The organism is Paenibacillus sp. NPDC056579, assembly GCF_042793215.1.
GTDB lineage: Bacteria > Bacillota > Bacilli > Paenibacillales > NBRC-103111 > Paenibacillus_S.
The window spans coordinates 676,991-695,615 of sequence record NZ_JBHTVD010000002.1; the positions used below are offsets into that span (position 1 = coordinate 676,991).

Below are 18,625 nucleotides of genomic sequence, written 5' to 3' on the forward strand. Positions count from 1 at the left end.
GCCGCTGTTGTTATCAGGAATTATTAATCTACTCCCTTTCAGTGGTGAATTCCTGATAACAAAGGCGGGCGCTAACGCTCCTGCAGGAGATACACCACCTACCACCTTTTGCATATTCCGCATAATCAGGCTGCACGACAGCCCGAAGCCACCCTCACGGTGGCTTTTTTTAGTAGGAGGGTAGGAGAAGGTCAAGACAATGGAAGCCGCATGGTAACAGTCGTGCCTTCCGTATCCGAACTGGAGACAGTAAGCTTGCCGCGATGCAGCTCAACGATCTCTTTGCAGATCGCAAGCCCGAGTCCGGTTCCTTCACCTTGCGGATTCACCTGATAAAATTTCTCCGTAATTTTCCCCAAATGCTCCGATGGAATGGGGGCCCCTATGTCGCGTATGCTGACGGCGAGGGCATCCGGCTCCACAGAAGCCGTTACGGTAATCGCCGTATCCGGATCAGCGAACTTGACCGCATTATCGGCTATGTTCAGAAAAACTTGCTTGAGCCGGTTAGGATCCCCGGGAATGGAGGGCGGACTTGAATCGCCCTTCCGGACATATTGGAACGAAACGTGTTTGGAGCGGGCTTTGGCCGCCATTTGGAGCATGACTTCATTAAGCAAATATTCCATATCGACCTGTCCGATATCGAGCGACAGCTGCTTCTGCTCCAGACGGGAGAAGTCGAGCAGCTCTTCGACAAGCCCGACTAGCCGGTCGGTCTCCTTGGATATGATCCTGAGTCCCGTTTTCGTCTCGTTTTTATCCTCCAGGTCGCCGGACAGTATCGTCTCGCTCCAGCCTTTTATACTCGTCAACGGCGTGCGGAGCTCGTGCGATATGGACGAAATAAAGTCGTTCTTCAGCTTGTCGCTCTTGACGATTTCCTGCGCCATAAAATTCAATGTCTTGGCCAGATCTCCAAGCTCGTACCGGTACGATTCGTCTACGCGAACATCGAAGCGGCCTTTGGCCATCAGAGCGGAAGCCGCCGTGATGCGGTTGACCGGGCGGACGATCGAATTGGCGAGAGCCAAGCTGATCAAGGATACGGCGCCGAGAATGGCGAAGCCGATCAGCAGGGCGATGCCGGATATGTTGCGGATCACCCGGTCAACCTCCTGCAGCGAGGTGATATAACGAAGCACGGCAATCGGCTGCCCGTTCCATAGCAGGGGCGTCGCTACAGCCATGATCCGCTCGCCGGTCGGATCGTTGGTCCCGACCCAGCGTCCGGAGGTCCCCTGCGCCGCTGCAGTCACGTCCCTGGTTTTGATTTGCTCGCGGACATCAAAGCCGCTTGTTGTAGCCAGCACGGTACCTTGCTTGGTAATGACCTGCAGCTCCGCGCTGGGATGGGCGAATGATTCGATAACGTCCGGAAGCTGCTTTTCGAATGTAAGGACATTCAGGTCGGAATGAAACTTGTTATAGAAGGACGCAGACACCTGAGCATGGTTGTTTAGGTTGTTAAAAATGCTGTTGTAATAAAAGGTGCGAACCGAGTAGATAAACACGCTTTCGACCAGGACCAGCGTCAGCAGCACGACGAGTACATAGTGAGATACGACAAGCCGCTTAATCCCCTTACGCATCATTGTTCGCAATCCTTCCACTTATAGCCGAAGCCCCAAACGGTCTCGATGTAAGCAGGCTTGGACGGGTCCTCCTCGACCTTTTGCCGCTAGCGCCGGATATTGACGTCGACCATCTTCGGATCGCCGACATAATTCTCGCCCCATACTTCATCAAGCAGGGTGTCACGGCTAAGCGGAATGCCGGGATGCAGCATAAAATGCTGTACCAGCGCCATTTCCGTCGGAGTCAGGTCGATGAGCTCGCCATATTTTCGAAACTCGCGCAAGGCGGTATGAAGCTCGAACGGACCCGACCGGTATACGGGATCGTGCGACTGCCGGGAAGGAGATTGAAGCTGAACGCGGCGCAGGAGGGAATGTACCCTGGCCATGAGCTCGCCCGGGCTGAACGGTTTGCTGATGTAATCGTCGGCTCCGAGGGACAAGCCCATAATTTTGTCCTTCTCCTGTACCTTGGCCGTCAAAAAGATGATGCCGACCCGCTCGTTGCGCTCCCGGATCCGGCGGCATACCTCGAATCCGTCCCGCCCGGGCACCATGACGTCCAGCAGCGCAACACCCAGATCGGGATGCTCCTGAAATCGCTGGATGGCTTCATCTCCTGTAGCCGCTTCTATAATATGGAATCCTTCCCGTCTCAAATTGACGACGACAAAGCTGCGGATGGATTCTTCGTCCTCGAGAATGAGCACTTTACTCATCGGAATTCTCCTCTCTTTGAAGCTCCGTCACGGAATGGAAATTGTCCGCATACTTGCTGTTATCCGAAGGCAGGTGCAGCACGGTGACCGTCTTGTCTGTGCGTCCTATTACTTTGCCCTGGATATCGCCGGAATCCCAGCTTTCTTTCGGTATCGTTTCCCATTCGAATATCGTTGTGTCCGTATCCGTGAAATAAAAACGATGCGTATTCTCCGTACGCTTGACTCCGAATGCGTCTTTCCATTCCGCCGGGATTTCCAAATAGAAGCCGTTCAAATAATCATAGTATCGGCGGTATAAGGGTGTCTTGCTCAGTCCCTCCTGACCGTCCCAGCGATAATATTCGGTAATCCAAGGCGTATACGCGTAAGCTTCGCTCTCCGAGCCTTTGGGAGCCATGTCGATGGAGATCTCCATAATCCCGTCCTGGTTGATATCTCCGCTTAGGGCAGACCCCGACCTGAAGGGCAGCTTATTGTCCGGGAACGCCTTGACCAGCTGGCCCCCGTCAAAGCGGACGAGCTGCGTTGTGGAGGAATGGGCGCCTACCCCCGCATCCAGCAGCAAGCCGCGAATGGATTCGGTAACATATCCTGCCGCTATATTGTAGTAGCCGTTCACATAGGGATCCAGAGGTACCGAACCAATCGGCTGAAAATCCTTGCCGTTATATTGGAAGGTAGTTATTTTGGACGATACATTCCGTTCCATAGTCACGAGCGTAATATCTTTTTGCTGATCCTGGTTCAAGTCGTCGATAATCATCTCGTTGTAAGGGCTTTGATACAGTGTAGTCAGCTTCCCGCCGTCCAAATGATAAATAACGAGACCCATGCTCAGCCTGATCCCTCCGGAGTAGCCGGCGACAATCTCCAGCCTGCCGTCATTCGTCAAGTCTTCGAACTGCAAGGAGTCGAGCTCATAGCCGTCTCCGGTCATTTCGCTGACCAGTGTCCAGGTATCGCCGCTCCGTGTCCACAGCATGCCTTTGATCGCATCTTGGGTTTTATAAAAGACGACCGCCTCCGGATTGCCGTCGTTGTCCAAATCTTTAATATAAATCGAAGCAGGATCGTTCGATCGTTTGGGCCGAAGGATGGAAGCTCCTGCTGGAATCGCCTGCTCGATGACGTGGTTCAGGCTCGCCTTGTCTTCCGGAAGCTTCGGCTTGCGCATATACGATTGCGGATCTTGAATAAGCGAGCATCCGCTGCAAAGCATCGTAAGCATGCAGAGCAAAGCGGGGGCCCAGCGGGTGAAGGTCAAGTGGAATCGCCTGCTTTCCGTGAATGCTTTTATAAGAAATTATCCCTCATTATATCAGTTCCCCCATAGGCAAAGAGTAACAAACTCATTACATTTTGTGTGGAAGGGGATGGGAAATATATCCTGGTGTGATATAAATCACAGTGACTAACCACCGTTAGCGATACTATGAAATCAAACGACATCAGTGGTTCTATGAAAAGAGGGGATCGTCCATGAAATTAGGTATTGTAGGGAAAGTGACCTGGCTCGTTGTGGTTGCCGTATTGGCAAGCGTTTTCTCCTTGCTGGTCATTGGTTATTATGTCAATTACAAGCAAATTGATCAATCGGCCGGAGATGAGCTCATCGGCTGTGCAAGTATCACCTCGGGACTTTTGACAGCATCGGAAATCAAAGATCTGGCCCAGGGTAAAGCCTCCAAAGAGCTGCAGGATAAAGTGAACTGGATTGTCGATCACAAGCCCATTTTCAAAAATGCCGCCATTATGAGCTTAAACGGTGTTCTGCTAGTACCCGACAAGCGGCTGCAGCAGGAAGGCTTCAAGGCGGGCGATAAATTTTACATAGATCGTAATGCGATGGATATGCTGGTAAACATGAAGCACCCGGAAGCATCGTCCGTCTATACGTTCGGCAGCGGAGAGAGAAAGACGGGGTACGCCCCGATTTTCGCCGACCATGATGCTTCCAAAGAAATTGTGGCAGTTATGGCGATCGATTTCGATGCGTCGATCTTAACGGACCGGACCTGGAACATGCTGCAATTTACGCTGCAAACGGGAGGCATCTTCCCGGTCATTGCGGCATTCGTGGCCTTCTTGCTGATCAGCCGGATGATTAAGCCGATCGAGGCGATAAGCGCGAGAGTCAAGCGGATTGCGGAAGGGGATTTGACCGGAGAGCCTATCGTAACCAAAAGCAAGGACGAGATCGGAAGCTTGGTTCATTCCGTCAATCAAATGACACAGCAGCTCAAGACTATGATTTATACTATCGAAGAAACATCGCGCGAGGTCAACAAAACGACAAAGATGTTGGCCCATGATGCGGATACGACAGTGACTGCGATCCATACGATGACGTCGTCCATGCAGCAAATAGCCAGCGGCGCCGAAGCCCAGGAGAAAGGGACGGAGGAAAGCGCCCGCGCCATGGAGGAAATATCGGCAGGCATGGGGGAAATCGCAGATTCCTCAATGGCTATGTCGGAAATGATGTACGATACGCTCCGCGCCGCCGAGGAGGGGAGCCTAACTTTGGACAAGGTGCTGCTGCAAATGGAGGCGATTCACCAGTCTGTTGAAGTATCGTCCGGCGCGGTAAGGGAGCTGTCCACCCACTCCGAGGAAATCGGGGAGATTGTGAAGGTCATGAGCGATATTTCGGCGAGAACGAATTTGCTAGCGCTGAATGCCTCTATCGAAGCTTCGCGTGCGGGCGAGGAAGGGCGGGGCTTTGCCGTCGTAGCCGGTGAAATCCGCAAGCTCGCGGAGCAGTCCCGTCTGTCCTCGGAGCATATCGCCGAGCTGATTGAAGCGGTCCAGGCGAAGGTCGCCCGGATGGTTGCGGCAATGGACCGGGAAATACAGGAGATGGAAACGGGGAAAGCGTTCGTCAACCAGCTGGCGGGAGGCTTCCACCAAATCGTAGACAAGGCGCAGCAAACCAACGAGCAAATTACCGAAATATCGGCGATTTCCGAGCAAATCTCGGCAGGCTCGGAGGAAGTGTCCGCTTCGGTGCTGGAGACGGCGTCGATAGCAAAAAATTCCTCGCTGCAATCGGCACAGGCAGCCGGCTTGTCCGTCAGCCAGCTGGAATCGATGAAGCAAATTACGAAGTCGGTTCACGCGATTGAAGGCTTGTGCGAGGAGCTGAACGGGCTGGTCCGCAAGTTTCGGATACAGTAGGGCGATATGGCGTATTTAGGCGCTTGACTCGATTTTTCAGGATAGATATAATAGCTACATATGTAAATGATGGCAAACCGGAACTTACGAATAGCGAGCACCCCGCTTGGGGTGCTTTGTTGCTTGAATAAACGATCATACGGATGGACGGAAAGGGGACCATGAGGATGAATTATAAAAATATATTGGCGTCACAATTGATAGCTCAGCTCGAGGGAATAACGGAGGAAGCGATTGCGGAATTGATCGAATATCCTCCCAATCCGCAGATGGGCGACTTGTCGATGCCTTGCTTCAAATTAAGCAAGCAGTTTCGGAAAGCGCCTCAGGCCATCGCCGAGGAATTGAAGCAAAATTGGCAGGGACATCCGGCTTTTCAACGGGTCGAAGCTGTATCCGGTTATTTCAATGTGTTTTTGGAGCCGGCCTACTTTGCCAAAAACGTGCTTGGCGAAGTGCTGGAGCAAAGAGAGCGGTACGGCGCGCAAAATATCGGACAAGGCCGCAACATCGCAATCGACTATTCGTCGCCTAACATCGCCAAGGCGTTTCATATCGGACATTTGCGCACGACCATGATCGGGAATGCGATTTATAAGATCTTCGAATTCCTAGGCTACAACTGTATTGGAATCAATCATTTGGGCGACTGGGGCACCCAGTTCGGCAAGCTGATCGTCGCTTACAAGATGTGGGGAGACAAGAGCGTCGTCGAAGCCGACGGGATCGATGAGCTGCAGCGGCTGTATGTGAAATTCCACGACGAAGCGGATGTGAAGCCTGAGCTCGAGGACGAAGCTCGCGCGTGGTTCGTCAAGCTGGAGCAGGGTGACGAGGATGCGCTGCAGCTGTGGAAATGGTTCGTGGAAATCAGCTTGAAGGAATTCCAGAAAATTTACGATCTGCTGGGCGTGAAATTCGATTCCTATGCCGGCGAAAGCTTCTATAACGATAAGATGGCGGCCGTAGTGGACGAGCTGAAGCAGAAAAACCTGCTTGAAGAGGATGAAGGAGCACTGCTCGTTCGCCTTGACGACTACAATATGCCACCGGCCCTGATGATCAAGAAGGACGGCGGCACGCTGTATCATACCCGTGACGTAACGGCAGCGATTTACCGTAAGAACACTTACGATTTCGACAAGTGTATTTATGTTACCGATGCGGGACAAAGCCTGCACTTCCAGCAATGGTTCAAGGTGATCGAGCTGATGGGCTATCCATGGGCTAACCAGCTGGTACACGTGCCGTTTGGCAAAGTAAGCCTGGAAGGCGCGAAGCTGTCTACACGCAAAGGGAATGTCATCCGCCTCGAAGAGCTGCTTACGCAGTCGATTGACAAAATCAGAGACATTATTAATGAGAAAAATCCGAATCTCGAAAATAAGGACGATGTTGCCCGTCAAGTCGGCGTCGGCGCGATTATTTTCAACGATTTGAGCAATAACCGGATCAAGGACATCGTATTCTCTTGGGAAGTTGCGTTGAACTTCGAAGGAGAAACCGGTCCGTACGTCCAATATACGCATGCCCGTGCCTGCAGCGTACTGCGCAAAGCGAACGACGGGGCATCGATTGAGTTCGATGTACAGCCTGAGCAATTGGATGCTTCCTTGTTGAATAATGTGGAAGCTCAAGGACTGCTGAAGCAGCTGTACCTGTTCAAGGAGCGGGTAGAGCAGGCCGGTATGAAGCTGGAGCCTTCCATCGTCAGCCGTTATCTGGTTGACCTGGCGCAAAGCTTCAACCGCTTCTATCACGAATGTCCGATTCTCGTTGACGATGCGGCACTTCGCCAAGCACGCCTGGCGTTGGTGAAAAGCACCCACATTACGCTGCGCAATGGCTTAGCCCTGATCGGTATTGAAGCGCCGGAGAAAATGTAACGATAAACCGAAAAACCGAACACCCGATATCCTTTTTTTAAGGATAGGCGGGTGTTTTTATTTGTGCCTCATATGCAGGCAAATAGGCCGGGTTTCGGCAAAATGGCGGAGTTGGAGGGTTGGACAGTTCTGAATCTGGACAAAATAGTAAATGCAGCTTAGATTGCAGGAGGTGCGGACGATAGCAAAAGCGGATGAATTGGTGAAATATGTAACAGAGCAATTTGTTATTTATATGGAAACACCGCGGGAGGTTCGCAAGCAAACGAAAGCAAGCATAAGGCAATCCCGCGAGCAGTGGCAGTACCGCTGGTTCGGCATGCTGCCTATAGCCGCGCGAATGTGGGTAGACGGGATGCGCTGGAATAAAAAAAAATGAAAAGCTTCTCTTCCTCAAGCCGGCACGATCTCCGGACTCCAGGGCGGGGAAGCTTTTCTATATAGGGAGAGGAGGAGAAAAACCTAAGGGAATACGCTGCCCAGCTTCATGACGGTGTCGTAAGGAATGGCTCTAGTCCCTTCCTGATCCAATAGCAGGAACACGCTATCGTCGCTCCATCGCTGAAGGCCGGTAACTGCAAGCGGGACGGTAACTTTACGGTCATAAAGCTCCGTTACGAAGGTCAGCTTCCGCTCCTTAGTGAGAGCGGTTTCAAGCTCTTCAAGCGAGCTAAAGACGATCGGCTTGCCTGAAACCCAGGGCAGTCGGTCGTACGGATCAAACGGCTCGATCTGTACGGTGGATAAGATGGAATGCTCCGGCTGTACGGAGGGCGCAGACGAGACGGATAGGCTGTCTGCTTCCGGCAGCTTATCGGAGAGGACCGGCAGCAGCTCGCCGGTTTTGGCATCAATGATATATTGGCTGGTCCCGGACGTAACCTTCCATACGGCATAGAACGGACCGGAATACCATCGCTCTGCTTGATAAGAAGTATCGATAAGTTCTAGCTGCACCAACGATCGGTACAGCGTATTCAAGCTGAAGAGCGGCGTATTCCCGCGGCCGTATTCCGCAAGGCGGTATTTGTTCGGATTGCCCGGGTCATCGGCATACAACACCATATAGCCGACTTCAGCCCCGCCGGATTTGAGCAATATGATCCATCCGTGGGTGCCGGGACCGAGGGGATAGCTGGTCCAAGTGGCTTGCTTCCATGCTTCGTAGCCTTGTTCATTGGAAATTCGCTTCATCCATTGGTTAACCGCATCCATAAAAGAAGGGGTGATCACCGCGGAATCGGTGGAAGCAGGCAGTAACGCTTGAGCGGGAATCGGCGGATTGTCCGTAACCGCTGCACTGGAGAGCGGGTGGGCAACCAGCAGGCTTGTCCAAAGAAGCAGGGCGGACAGCCATAAAATCGAAGTTCTCATCCATTCACCTTCTCACTTCTGTTAGTCGGGCACGGATGCTGTCACACAATGCAACTGCTATGCCCTTATTGTATAAAATATGCCTTGAAAAGTTTGTTAGAACCTGTAGCCGGGCAAAAAAAAGTTTGCTTCTATTTTTGCTGTCATTTAGCGGAATTCGTCAGTTCATAGCCGGATTCCCCGCTTGAAGATGGAACAATCCGCAATTGATGACGGTTACCTCGATTCGCGGGCGGAACTGCCAGTCGATTTCCTGCCGGCGGTTCGCATATTGCGCTTCGAAATCCGGCTTTTTGTCAAGATCGGCACTCTGAATTAACGATTCATAGTAGGTACGGATCCGGTTCAGCTCGTCCTGGAGCCGAAATTGTGCATCCTCCGCCCACGAATGATCGTAATCCCTTAGCTTCCTCTCCAGATACTCTTCCAAATAAATAACGGCACGCGGCAAGGTAAGCCTATCCGGGATCATATAGACCTGCGGCGGAATTCGGGGGGACAGCCTCCGTGTCCTCAAAACATCCTGAAAGTGCTCCCGTATTTCTCCCGTAACCATATGGATGCCGAGCGAATGGATTTCACTGCGTTTCATATCGCATGCCATCTCCACCTTGTAATTCACCTGCATCCACGTTTCGTAGGCAAGCGTAGACATAGGGGCCGATTTTTGCTGCTGCTCGGGCTTGAATTGCTCATATAAATGGACGAACCGTCCTTTATTGCGCACGGCCTCGAATATTTGCCCCAGTCTGCGGCTTCCGAAGGTCACCTCGTCTTTGGGGACGCGCGCCGTCATTTGGGTCGGCACAAAGCCGAAATAACGGCCCAAAATGCTGTCGGCCGGAGCACCGGGAGGCATAGGCGCGCCTGCGGCGTTATTCCCTGCCGGGGATGGCGCAGCTTGACCTGCCGGTCCTCCGACAAGTGGTGCACTAGCTGTTTGCGATGCCTTATATTCCTCGGGATCGAAAATAAAGGTGCATGTCATCGTTTCCGGCGTAACGCCGGTCCGCTCCACAAAGCTCCAATAATAGGGGCGATAGTTCAGCTCCTTATCGGCGGAAGGGGACAGCTTCACCGTGACATAAGCCGGATGCTTCTCCAGAATATCGCACTGCTCCGCTTCGAGATAGCGCATGACGAACGTTTGAATTTGATCGGTTTTCATGAAGATACCTCCGCATCGTTCCTCGGTATCGTCTGGCCTACGGCATCGAGCATCGCGTTAACGCGCTGCATTTCGCCCGTGTCCGTATCGCGCGTAAGCCCCGTGCGAATCTCGCTGAACGAACGGCCCAGATCGTCCATTTGCCGGCGAATTTCATCCTCATTTTTGGAGCTTAGAATCATTTGCGCCAGCTGCTTTTCAAGTGAATGAGTCTGTTCGAACCGTTCGAGTATCGTATCGAGCTCACCGATGACCAGCTCGAACATATTGATTTTTTCGTGAAGAAGCGAAAGAATGTACTCTTCAATCGTTCCACGGGTCGATAAATTGTATATTTTTACATCGTCCTGCTGCCCGAGCCTATGCACACGCCCGATTCGCTGCTCAACCCGCATCGGATTCCAGGGCAAGTCGAAGTTGATCATGTTGTGGCAAAACTGCAGGTTGATCCCTTCGCCGCCAGCCTCTGTCGCCACAAGCACCTGCGCGCGATTGCGGAACAAATCCATCATCCAGTCTTTTTTGCCGCGGTTCATACCGCCCCGGTACGGGACGGCTGTAATTTTGTGATCCTTCAAAAACTGGAGCAAATATTCCTGCGATGCACGGTACTCGGTGAATATAATCACCTTGTCGTTAATCTCCTGAACGAGCTCCATTACCTTCTCCGCCTTGGTATTGGACTTGATGCTGCGGATCAGCTCGACCAGCTCCCAAATACGCGGCCGAAGCGGGGAGTCCTCCGGCGTCTTCTTGAACATATTCACCAGCGTAATGAATACGGCGTCGCGGCTGCTGCATACTTCGCGCTGCAGGGTAACAAGCGACAAAATGCTGCTCAGATCGCCTCCCGCCTCCTCGTAGCGCCCCTTGACGAAATCGGTCACCCCATTGTAAAGCGCTTGCTCTTCAGGAGACAGCGCTAAAGGAATGTTGCGCACGATACGCTTGGTGAAATTGACATTGCCGTCGCTGCGGCGGTTGCGGATCATCACCTTGGAGAGCTCTTGCTGCAGCTGCTCCTCGTTTTTGGGAATTCGCTTGTCGACGACGTAATTCGCCTGGAAGCTGTTCTGCCCGCCCAATTGACCCGGCTTCAGCAGCGTGATCAGATTGTACAGCTCTTTCAAATCGTTCTGCACCGGCGTCGCGGTCAGCAGCAAGCAATATTTTTTACGAAGCTCGTTGATGAATTGATAGTTTGTCGTCTTCTTGTTTTTGAGCTTATGGGCCTCATCGACGATCAGCATATCGTATTCCATACCGAGAACAATGTCGCGGTGCGGGTCGCGCTTGGCCGTATCCATGGACGCAACGACAATATCGTTCTGCACCCACATATATTCTTTCTTCTGCGCAACGGCAGGTATGCCGAATTTCTGGTTCAGCTCGCGGACCCACTGCAGCACGAGAGAGGCGGGGACAAGAATAAGCACTTTTTTGACAAGGCCGCGAATGATATACTCTTTTAATATAAGCCCTGCTTCTATCGTTTTACCCAGTCCAACCTCGTCGGCCAGAATAGCTCTGCCCCGCATTTCGGTCAGCACTTTTTTGGCGGTTTCGATCTGATGGGGCATCGGTGTCAGCTGCGGAATGTGAACGAGCGACTGGAGCTGATCAAAGCTTGATATCAAGCTCGCTTGCTCCGCCTCGAAGGCCAGCTGGTACAAAGTCCAATCGTCCCAAGTGCCGTTACGCAGCGCCTTGTCGTGCAGCATTTCGAACCATTCCCGGTCGTAATGAATTTGCACATGTTCGTTGAACGGACGGACGTGGTGTTTTTTATCGTTAGATTGCATGGCATGCCGCTCCTTTGGAGCCTTCCTTCGGTAAGGAAAGCTGGCATAATTAGTTTGGTGCGTACGACGGTAGTTCAGATAGAACTAGAGTTAGCTTTTAGTATGGACGAAAAAGGGGTCTTTCATAACCCGAACAGGGCTTTACAGGGGTTATTCATGTATGAAGGGGGAACGATGCTTTTTGAAAAAGTGGCTCCTAGCGCTGGCTGCTTTGATTCTATTCAGCTTAGGACTGTTCGAGTATGTTTCCCGGGGCACCCATCCGCAGGATAGCGGGACCGGGGTTGGAGCAGCACATCCAACTCGGCTGACGACAGGCGGCGGCGGGGATTTGCTTGTAGCGGATGATTATCACGTATTCAGCGTCGACAGTAAAAGCGGGGGCAGCGAGCGGATTCTGGATACCGACGGTCCTATCAGCAGCATCAGCTATTCGGCCGACCATACCGTGGTTACCGTATACAATCCGAATGACCAGACTTCGTTCCGGGGCTTGTATATTCAGGATAAGCAGTCCAAGAGCTTCACGCCCTATCCGACACCGCAATGGGCTCCTGGAAGAAGCTATGCCTTCGGGGATTTGCTGTTCGTTGCTTCTGCAGACCGTACCGTTCAGCAAGGCAATGAAATGACCAAGGTAGGCATTTTTCAGCTGAAAGAGCATCGGTGGGTGAAGGAATGGCTTGTGCCTGGAGGTGTGGAGGATGTGGAAGGCGCAGGCAAGGACGTGTACTTCGTCACTTCCAACAATGCAAGCACGAGCTCCAATATATATAAAGCTGATCTGGTCACCGGAGAATGGGGGAAGCTGATCCAGGAAGCGAGAAGATATCCGCTGGATCAAGTCAGCGTCGATACGAACGGCGATATTTATATGATGATCTCCCAGCGTCATAAAAGCGAATGGTCCAATAAAATTTATAAATTCAACTCACAGCAGGTTCCATATGAGCTTGCCAACAATTTCGTCTCCAATACGAAGCCGTATTCCTATTCCATGGAGGCACTGCAAGGAAAAATGCTGATCAACCGCTACGATGTGTCTCACAAAACCGTGGATCTGGAAAAACCGCTGGCGCTGCTCGATTTGAAAAGCCGCAAGCAGGTGCAGCTGGCGTGGGATCACCGGCCTGTCGACGTGGCGGCGATGGGAGACCGTTTTGCGGTGCTTGGAGAGGATGGGGCTGTAGCTATTGTAGCTACAGATGCATCGGAGCAGCCGAGCAGGCAGTTTCAGATTGAAGAACTGACGGAAGCAAGGACGATTTGTGCCAAAAAATAATGGAACCGAGATCTCGGATGATACACTGGGATGGAAGGAAAGGCAGGAACAGCATGAATACAAAATGGCGTTTTCTATCTACTGGGTCGCACGATCCTGCATACAATATGGCGGTAGACGAAGCGATTCTGATCGCTCACAGCGAGGGGGCGGTTCCGCCTACCGTGCGATTTTACGGCTGGCAGCCGCCGACGTTGTCCATCGGCTACTTCCAAAAGTCTGAGGAAGTCGATTTCGAACGGCTGGAGCAGGAAGGACTGGGCTTTGTCCGCAGACCGACAGGCGGCAGGGCCGTGCTGCACGATAAGGAGCTGACCTACAGCATTATCGTAGCGGAGAGCTATCCAGGCATTCCGAGCGGAGTGACCGAGGCTTATCGCGTGCTGAGCGAAGGGCTGCTGCTCGGGTTCCGCAAGCTTGGGCTGGATGCGCAGATGGTGCAGCTTGCAAGCGAGGAGGACAAGAGCAAGTACGCCTCCATGGGCTCGGCTGCCTGCTTCGATTCGCCGTCCTGGTACGAGCTGGTGGTAGAAGGCCGCAAAATAGCGGGCAGCGCGCAAACCCGCCAAAAGCAGGTCGTGCTGCAGCACGGATCGATTCTGCTCGATATGGATACGGAGCAGCTGTTCCGCGTCCTGCGCTTTAAAAACGAACGGATTCAGGAGCGGCTGAAGCAGCAGTTTTCGCAAAAAGCGGTAGCGATCAACGACATTTGCCGTGAGCTGGGAAGGCCGACGGTTCAACTGGCGGAAGTGGAAGTCGCATTCCGTGAAGGCGTCGCCGAAGGGCTCGGTGTTGAGCTGGAGGAAGGAGCCTTGACGGATTACGAGCAAACGCTGGTTCAGCAGCTTATTGCGGATAAGTACGGCAATGAGGCTTGGAACTTGCGGAGATAATGTTCTCTTGCGTGGCAGGTTCTAGCGCCAATGAGCTAGGCCTTAGACACGCGTTATCTTTCTTACTTCAGCTTTGACACTTATACGCAGTATATAGTAAAACCTTCGGAGATGATCTCCGAAGGTTTTTGGGTTATTCAGCTTAAGGCTGCACCAAACGTGTGAACGCTTGTTGAAGCTTGCGCGTCACCGGGCCTGGAGCTCCTTGTCCTACCGGTTTATGATCTACGGAGATGACAGGAGTGATTTCCGTAGTCGTCCCCGAGATGAACGCTTCCTCGGCCGAACGCAGCTCGTCCAATGTAAAGGCTTCTTCCCGAACCGGAATGCCGGCTTCATGAGCAAGCCGCAGAACGACGGCTCTCGTAATGCCATGCAGGATGAGGTTGTTGGCCGGATGCGTACGCAGCTCTCCTTGGGACACCATGAACAGATTGGAGGCGCTGCATTCCGTTACAACCCCGCTGCGGTGCAAAATGACCTCATGGACTCCTTGGTCCAGCGCGTGCTGCTTGGCAAGGACGTTGGGCAGCAGGTTCAATGTCTTCAAATCGCAGCGAAGCCAGCGGATATCGTCCATCGTAACGGCTGTGATCCCTGTTTCCATTGTAGGCAGCGGTCGAGCCATTTCCGTGCAGTAGGCCATCAGAATGGGATCCGTTTCTTTGGGAAAAGGATGCGTTCTTGGCGCCGCTCCCCTGGTAATCTGCATATAAACGGTGCCTTCGTTCAGATGATTGAGCTCGATCAATTGTTTTAACAGCTCGTCGAGCCGCTCTATGGAGTAAGGGAGAGGAATCCGTACGTCTCGTGCGCTGGATTCCAGTCTGCGGTAATGTCCCTCCGCCTCGAAAAGGGCTCCGTTGTATACCCGAAAAACCTCATATACGCCGTCCCCGAAGTAGTAGCCTCGATCATCGGGAGAAATAAGCACCTGGTCTTTCGGATAAAACTCGTTTTGGTACAAGTAGTACATAGCAATAACCTCCTAAAACCGCTGGTATAGCGAAATGCGAACAAATGTTTGATTTGTTCTTTTATTTATGATATGCTCCTATCATATGGAAAGCGATACCCTCTAACCCGAGCCTTCTATATTTAGGTTACCAATGGTCGGGACGGATTGTCAAAGGTGTGCATTGAGCTGTGTGCTGAGACACAAATAACTAGTACAGCCAATAGGTCTCGAGTCGCTATATGTCGGATTTTCATTGCTCAAAAGCACTGATTTTTGTCGAATAATATGAAGATTCAATGAGCGAAAAAGCTTGAATACCGGAGCAAATCAAAGCAAATGGCAATACGTCTTGTCCTGGCTTCCAATTTCCGCTATCCGCTCATTAGAAACACAATATGTAGTAAGTTATAATGGATTATGCATACCATATATTGTGATTTTGTTGTAGTCTATTTTTCGGGAGGTTGTTGTAATTGAACACTGTAAACGGCTCTAAACTCGAAGGATTAAGCGAAAAAATATTCCTGGACCGCTATGCGATGAAGAATGCGGATACGAGCCATACGAAGGTCGGAGATACCGTCCTCGTACTGACAAAGGATGACCCGAAATTTCCTGCGAAGGAAGTAGGCGAAGTGATTTCGCGGCAAGGCAAGCAAGTCCAGATTAAGCTTCGCAGTGGAGACATCGTAGAATCTTCGGTCGAGAAATTGACCTTAACATTAGAGAAAACACCGGAGCAGCTGTGGGATCGGTTGGCAGGCGCGATGGCATCGGTAGAAGCAACCCCGGAGAAAGTACAAGAATGGACGGATAAATTCAGATATATACTTGATGACTGGAAGCTGGTTCCCGGCGGGCGTATTGCCGCAGGAGCCGATGCAAGCGACGAGCTGACGCTGTTCAACTGCTACGTTATCCCGTCTCCTCACGACAGCCGCGGCGGAATTATGAGCACGCTGTCCGAAATGACGGAGATTATGGCGAGAGGCGGAGGAGTTGGCATCAACTTGTCTTCCTTGCGTCCTAGACGCGCAGTCGTCAAAGGAGTCAACGGATCTTCAAGCGGCGCCGTATCGTGGGGCGGACTGTTCAGCTATACGACCGGCTTGATCGAGCAGGGAGGAAGCCGGCGCGGCGCTTTGATGCTGATGATGAACGACTGGCATCCCGATGTTGTCGATTTCATCACCGTTAAGCAGACGATGGGACAAATTACGAATGCCAACTTGTCCGTATGTGTCAGCAATGGTTTTATGAAAGCCGTGAAGGAAGATTTGGACTGGGATCTCGTCTATCCCGATACGACGGATGCGGAATATGACGAGCTCTGGGACGGAGATTTGGACAAGTGGAAGAAGCTTGGCAAGAACGTGAATGTATACCGTACCGTAAAAGCTCGCGAGGTGTGGCATACCATCATTGAATCGGCATGGAAGTCAGCCGAGCCGGGCGTCGTCTTTATGGAGTATTACAACCAGATGTCCAACAGCTGGTACTTCAATCCGATCATTTGCACGAATCCGTGCGGCGAGCAGGGATTGCCGGCTTGGGGCGTATGTAATTTGTCCGCGATTAACTTGTCCAAGTTCTATGATGCCGAGAAGCATGACGTGGATTGGGATGAGCTGGGCAAAGTGGTTCGTTATTCGACTCGTTTTCTGGACAACGTTATCGATAAGACGCCTTACCATTTCGAAGAAAACCGGATCAACCAGCAGGGTGAGCGCCGCGTAGGCCTCGGAACGATGGGACTTGCCGAGCTTATGATTAAGCTGGAAATTCGTTACGGCAGCCCGGAGTCCCTTGTGTTCCTTGATCAGATCTACGGCTTCATGGCCAAAGAAGCTTATCTTGCTTCTGCCGAGATCGCATCGGAGAAAGGAAGCTTCCAGAAGTTCGAAGCGGACAAATTTTTGCAGAGCGGCTTCATGAAGAACATGACCAGCGTATATCCGGAAGTGGGCTCAGCGATCCAAAAGAAAGGAATGCGCAACGTCACGGTTATTACCCAAGCGCCTACGGGCAGCACGGGTACGATGGTTGGCACGTCTACCGGTATCGAGCCTTACTTTGCTTTTGAATATTACCGTCAAAGCCGTCTTGGCTTCGATAAGCAGTATGTTCCAATAGCTCAGCAATGGAAGGATGCTCACCCGGGCGAGGAGCTGCCGGAATATTTCATAACGGCGATGGATTTGTCGGCCGAGGATCATATTCGCGCCCAAGCCGCTATTCAGAAGTGGGTGGACAGCTCCATCTCCAAGACAGCGAACTGCCCTGCTGATTTCACCGTAGAGGAAACGAAAAATTTGTATGAGCTTGCGTTCGACCTGGGCTGTAAAGGTGTTACGATCTATCGCGACGGCAGCCGCGACGTACAAGTGCTGTCCACGGACAAGAAAGAAGATAAGGCCGATGCACAGACTAAAGGTGAAGCTGTGAAGGCGGAATCGAGTAAAGAGGATAGCACGAAGCAGGAGAGTCTTGCGGTAGCTACTACAGCAGCAACGGTTGCAGCTTCTTCCGAAATCAAACCGGGAGCGGTATTGGATAAGGAATACAAACGCCGTCCGCAAATATTGCGCGGTGCTACCTATAAATTCAACACACCGTTTGGCATGGCTTACATCACGATCAATGATATGAATGGCACGCCTAGCGAAATCTTTTTGAATGTCGGCAAAGCCGGCTCCGACGTATTCGCCATGTCGGAAGCGCTCGGACGCGTCATCTCGCTGTTCCTTCGCTACGGAGATCATGGCAACAAGGTACAGCTGCTGACCAAGCATCTGAAGGGCATCGGCGGTTCCGGCGCGATCGGCTTCGGCGCTAATCGCGTAGAATCTATTGCCGATGCAGTAGCGAAGGCACTGGAGATGCACGGCGACTTCTCCGACGAAGCGGACGCTTACGTGACGGCGACGCAGGAAGTCGTCATGGAGTCGACGGCGAAATACGCAGTGACTCGCCAATCGGCCACGTCGCTCGACTTGTGCCCGTCTTGCGGCAGCGCCTCGCTGATTAACAGCGAGGGATGCAAGAACTGCACCAACTGCGGCTACAGCCGTTGCAGTTAAGATAAAGAGAGGGGGAGGCCCCTCTCTTTTTTTCTCTTCTTTTTTATGTGAAATTCCAGAATTAATTAGAATTGTTTCATAATTCGTTAGACGGTTTGTTTCAGATTTTTTAGAATTTGATTTTATGCGTATTAGCATATGAAAATATATCAAGGCAGACGAGTGCTATTTTCGTCTGCCTATTTTATTAGTGATAAAGGATAGATAGCGGTATGACTAAATTACTCTTTGTGCCTGAATAGCTGAAGAAAGCTATTTTAAATTTGGGGACAGCTTTTTAATATTGAACTACAACTAAGAAGCAGTTGCCGATATGTATCGGCAGCAGCGTGTTGCTAACAGCCGATTCTATGAAAGGTTTTGAGTTCTCTTTAATATGTTTCCCATGCATGTACTTAGTAATTATTACTATATACGTCTATTGTCCTGCATCTTTCGACATAAGTTTTAAAAAAGTTACAAAATAATGCAGGACATTTCTACTAAATGTAGAATATTGGATAATAGTAGTAGAGACATTGTCTCATTTTTAGATTAAAACCGACTGAACAGAAAAAGGCAAACCTATCGAAAGATAGGGACGCAAAGCCACGGGCCTAAGACTTATGTCATGCATCAGCATGGATAAGGGATGGCAGCCGGGCCGCCCGATCGTGTTGGTTTTTTTGCGTTCAAAAAAGAACATTAGGGAGAAAAATGTAAA

At 51.5% G+C, this 18,625-nt stretch carries 12 protein-coding genes, 1 pseudogene and 1 riboswitch; of the genes and pseudogenes, 6 read left to right on the plus strand and 7 right to left on the minus strand.

The window, feature by feature from the left end; translation table 11 throughout:
* Nucleotides 1–191: 191 nt before the first annotated feature.
* The 3 genes and pseudogenes from ACFQ88_RS10645 to ACFQ88_RS10655 all read right to left on the minus strand — a co-directional run bounded on the left by ACFQ88_RS10645 (nt 192) and on the right by ACFQ88_RS10655 (nt 3,563).
* Nucleotides 192–1,595, minus strand: a complete 1,404-nt coding sequence (locus ACFQ88_RS10645; protein WP_379454072.1) for a sensor histidine kinase — start codon at nt 1,593–1,595, stop codon at nt 192–194.
* Nucleotides 1,592–2,296, minus strand: a pseudogene (locus ACFQ88_RS10650) (response regulator transcription factor). Before ACFQ88_RS10650 ends, ACFQ88_RS10645 begins: the two are co-directional and overlap by 4 nt.
* Nucleotides 2,289–3,563: an FG-GAP repeat domain-containing protein gene (locus ACFQ88_RS10655; RefSeq protein ID WP_379454073.1), complete on the minus strand. Its 1,275-nt coding sequence runs from the start codon at nt 3,561–3,563 to the stop codon at nt 2,289–2,291. The pseudogene ACFQ88_RS10650 and the gene ACFQ88_RS10655 overlap by 8 nt, the downstream one beginning before the upstream one ends.
* Nucleotides 3,564–3,778: 215 nt before the next feature.
* On the opposite strand from ACFQ88_RS10655, the gene ACFQ88_RS10660 reads away from it, so the two are divergent.
* From ACFQ88_RS10660 to ACFQ88_RS10670, 3 genes are all read left to right on the plus strand, one after another.
* On the plus strand, nt 3,779–5,476 hold the full coding sequence (locus ACFQ88_RS10660; protein WP_379454074.1) for a methyl-accepting chemotaxis protein: 1,698 nt from the start codon (nt 3,779–3,781) through the stop codon (nt 5,474–5,476).
* Nucleotides 5,477–5,643: 167 nt separating this feature from the next.
* On the plus strand, nt 5,644–7,362 hold the full coding sequence (argS, locus tag ACFQ88_RS10665) for an arginine--tRNA ligase (protein ID WP_379454075.1): 1,719 nt from the start codon (nt 5,644–5,646) through the stop codon (nt 7,360–7,362).
* 151 nt (nt 7,363–7,513) lie between these two features.
* Nucleotides 7,514–7,741 (plus strand): YqzE family protein, encoded by a 228-nt coding sequence (locus ACFQ88_RS10670; RefSeq protein ID WP_379454076.1) that lies wholly within the window; start codon nt 7,514–7,516, stop codon nt 7,739–7,741.
* An 83-nt stretch (nt 7,742–7,824) separates the two neighbouring features.
* Here the strand turns inward: ACFQ88_RS10670 and ACFQ88_RS10675 are convergent, their stop codons facing one another.
* The 3 genes from ACFQ88_RS10675 to ACFQ88_RS10685 all read right to left on the minus strand — a co-directional run bounded on the left by ACFQ88_RS10675 (nt 7,825) and on the right by ACFQ88_RS10685 (nt 11,706).
* Nucleotides 7,825–8,736: a hypothetical protein gene (locus tag ACFQ88_RS10675; RefSeq protein ID WP_239633506.1), complete on the minus strand. Its 912-nt coding sequence runs from the start codon at nt 8,734–8,736 to the stop codon at nt 7,825–7,827.
* A gap of 160 nt (nt 8,737–8,896) precedes the next feature.
* The gene (locus ACFQ88_RS10680) at nt 8,897–9,904 is read right to left on the minus strand and encodes a YqhG family protein (protein WP_379454077.1); all 1,008 of its coding nucleotides are present in this window, start codon (nt 9,902–9,904) and stop codon (nt 8,897–8,899) included.
* Nucleotides 9,901–11,706, minus strand: a complete 1,806-nt coding sequence (locus ACFQ88_RS10685; protein WP_379454078.1) for a DEAD/DEAH box helicase — start codon at nt 11,704–11,706, stop codon at nt 9,901–9,903. Before ACFQ88_RS10685 ends, ACFQ88_RS10680 begins: the two co-directional genes overlap by 4 nt.
* Nucleotides 11,707–11,887: 181 nt before the next feature.
* Here ACFQ88_RS10685 and ACFQ88_RS10690 point away from each other — a divergent pair, with 181 nt between their 5' ends.
* On the plus strand, nt 11,888–12,988 hold the full coding sequence (locus ACFQ88_RS10690) for a hypothetical protein (RefSeq protein WP_379454079.1): 1,101 nt from the start codon (nt 11,888–11,890) through the stop codon (nt 12,986–12,988).
* Nucleotides 12,989–13,041: 53 nt separating this feature from the next.
* A complete protein-coding gene (locus ACFQ88_RS10695) occupies nt 13,042–13,884 on the plus strand; it encodes a lipoate--protein ligase family protein (protein WP_239633510.1) in 843 nt (280 codons plus the stop codon).
* A gap of 142 nt (nt 13,885–14,026) precedes the next feature.
* Here ACFQ88_RS10695 and dat read toward each other — a convergent pair whose 3' ends face one another.
* A complete protein-coding gene (gene dat, locus ACFQ88_RS10700) occupies nt 14,027–14,860 on the minus strand; it encodes a D-amino-acid transaminase (RefSeq protein ID WP_239633511.1) in 834 nt (277 codons plus the stop codon).
* 521 nt (nt 14,861–15,381) lie between these two features.
* On the opposite strand from dat, the gene ACFQ88_RS10705 reads away from it, so the two are divergent.
* Entirely contained in the window at nt 15,382–17,922 is a 2,541-nt protein-coding gene (locus tag ACFQ88_RS10705) for an adenosylcobalamin-dependent ribonucleoside-diphosphate reductase (RefSeq protein WP_379454365.1), read from the plus strand.
* A 547-nt stretch (nt 17,923–18,469) separates the two neighbouring features.
* A riboswitch (cyclic di-GMP riboswitch) is annotated at nt 18,470–18,573 on the plus strand.
* Nucleotides 18,574–18,625: the final 52 nt, after the last annotated feature.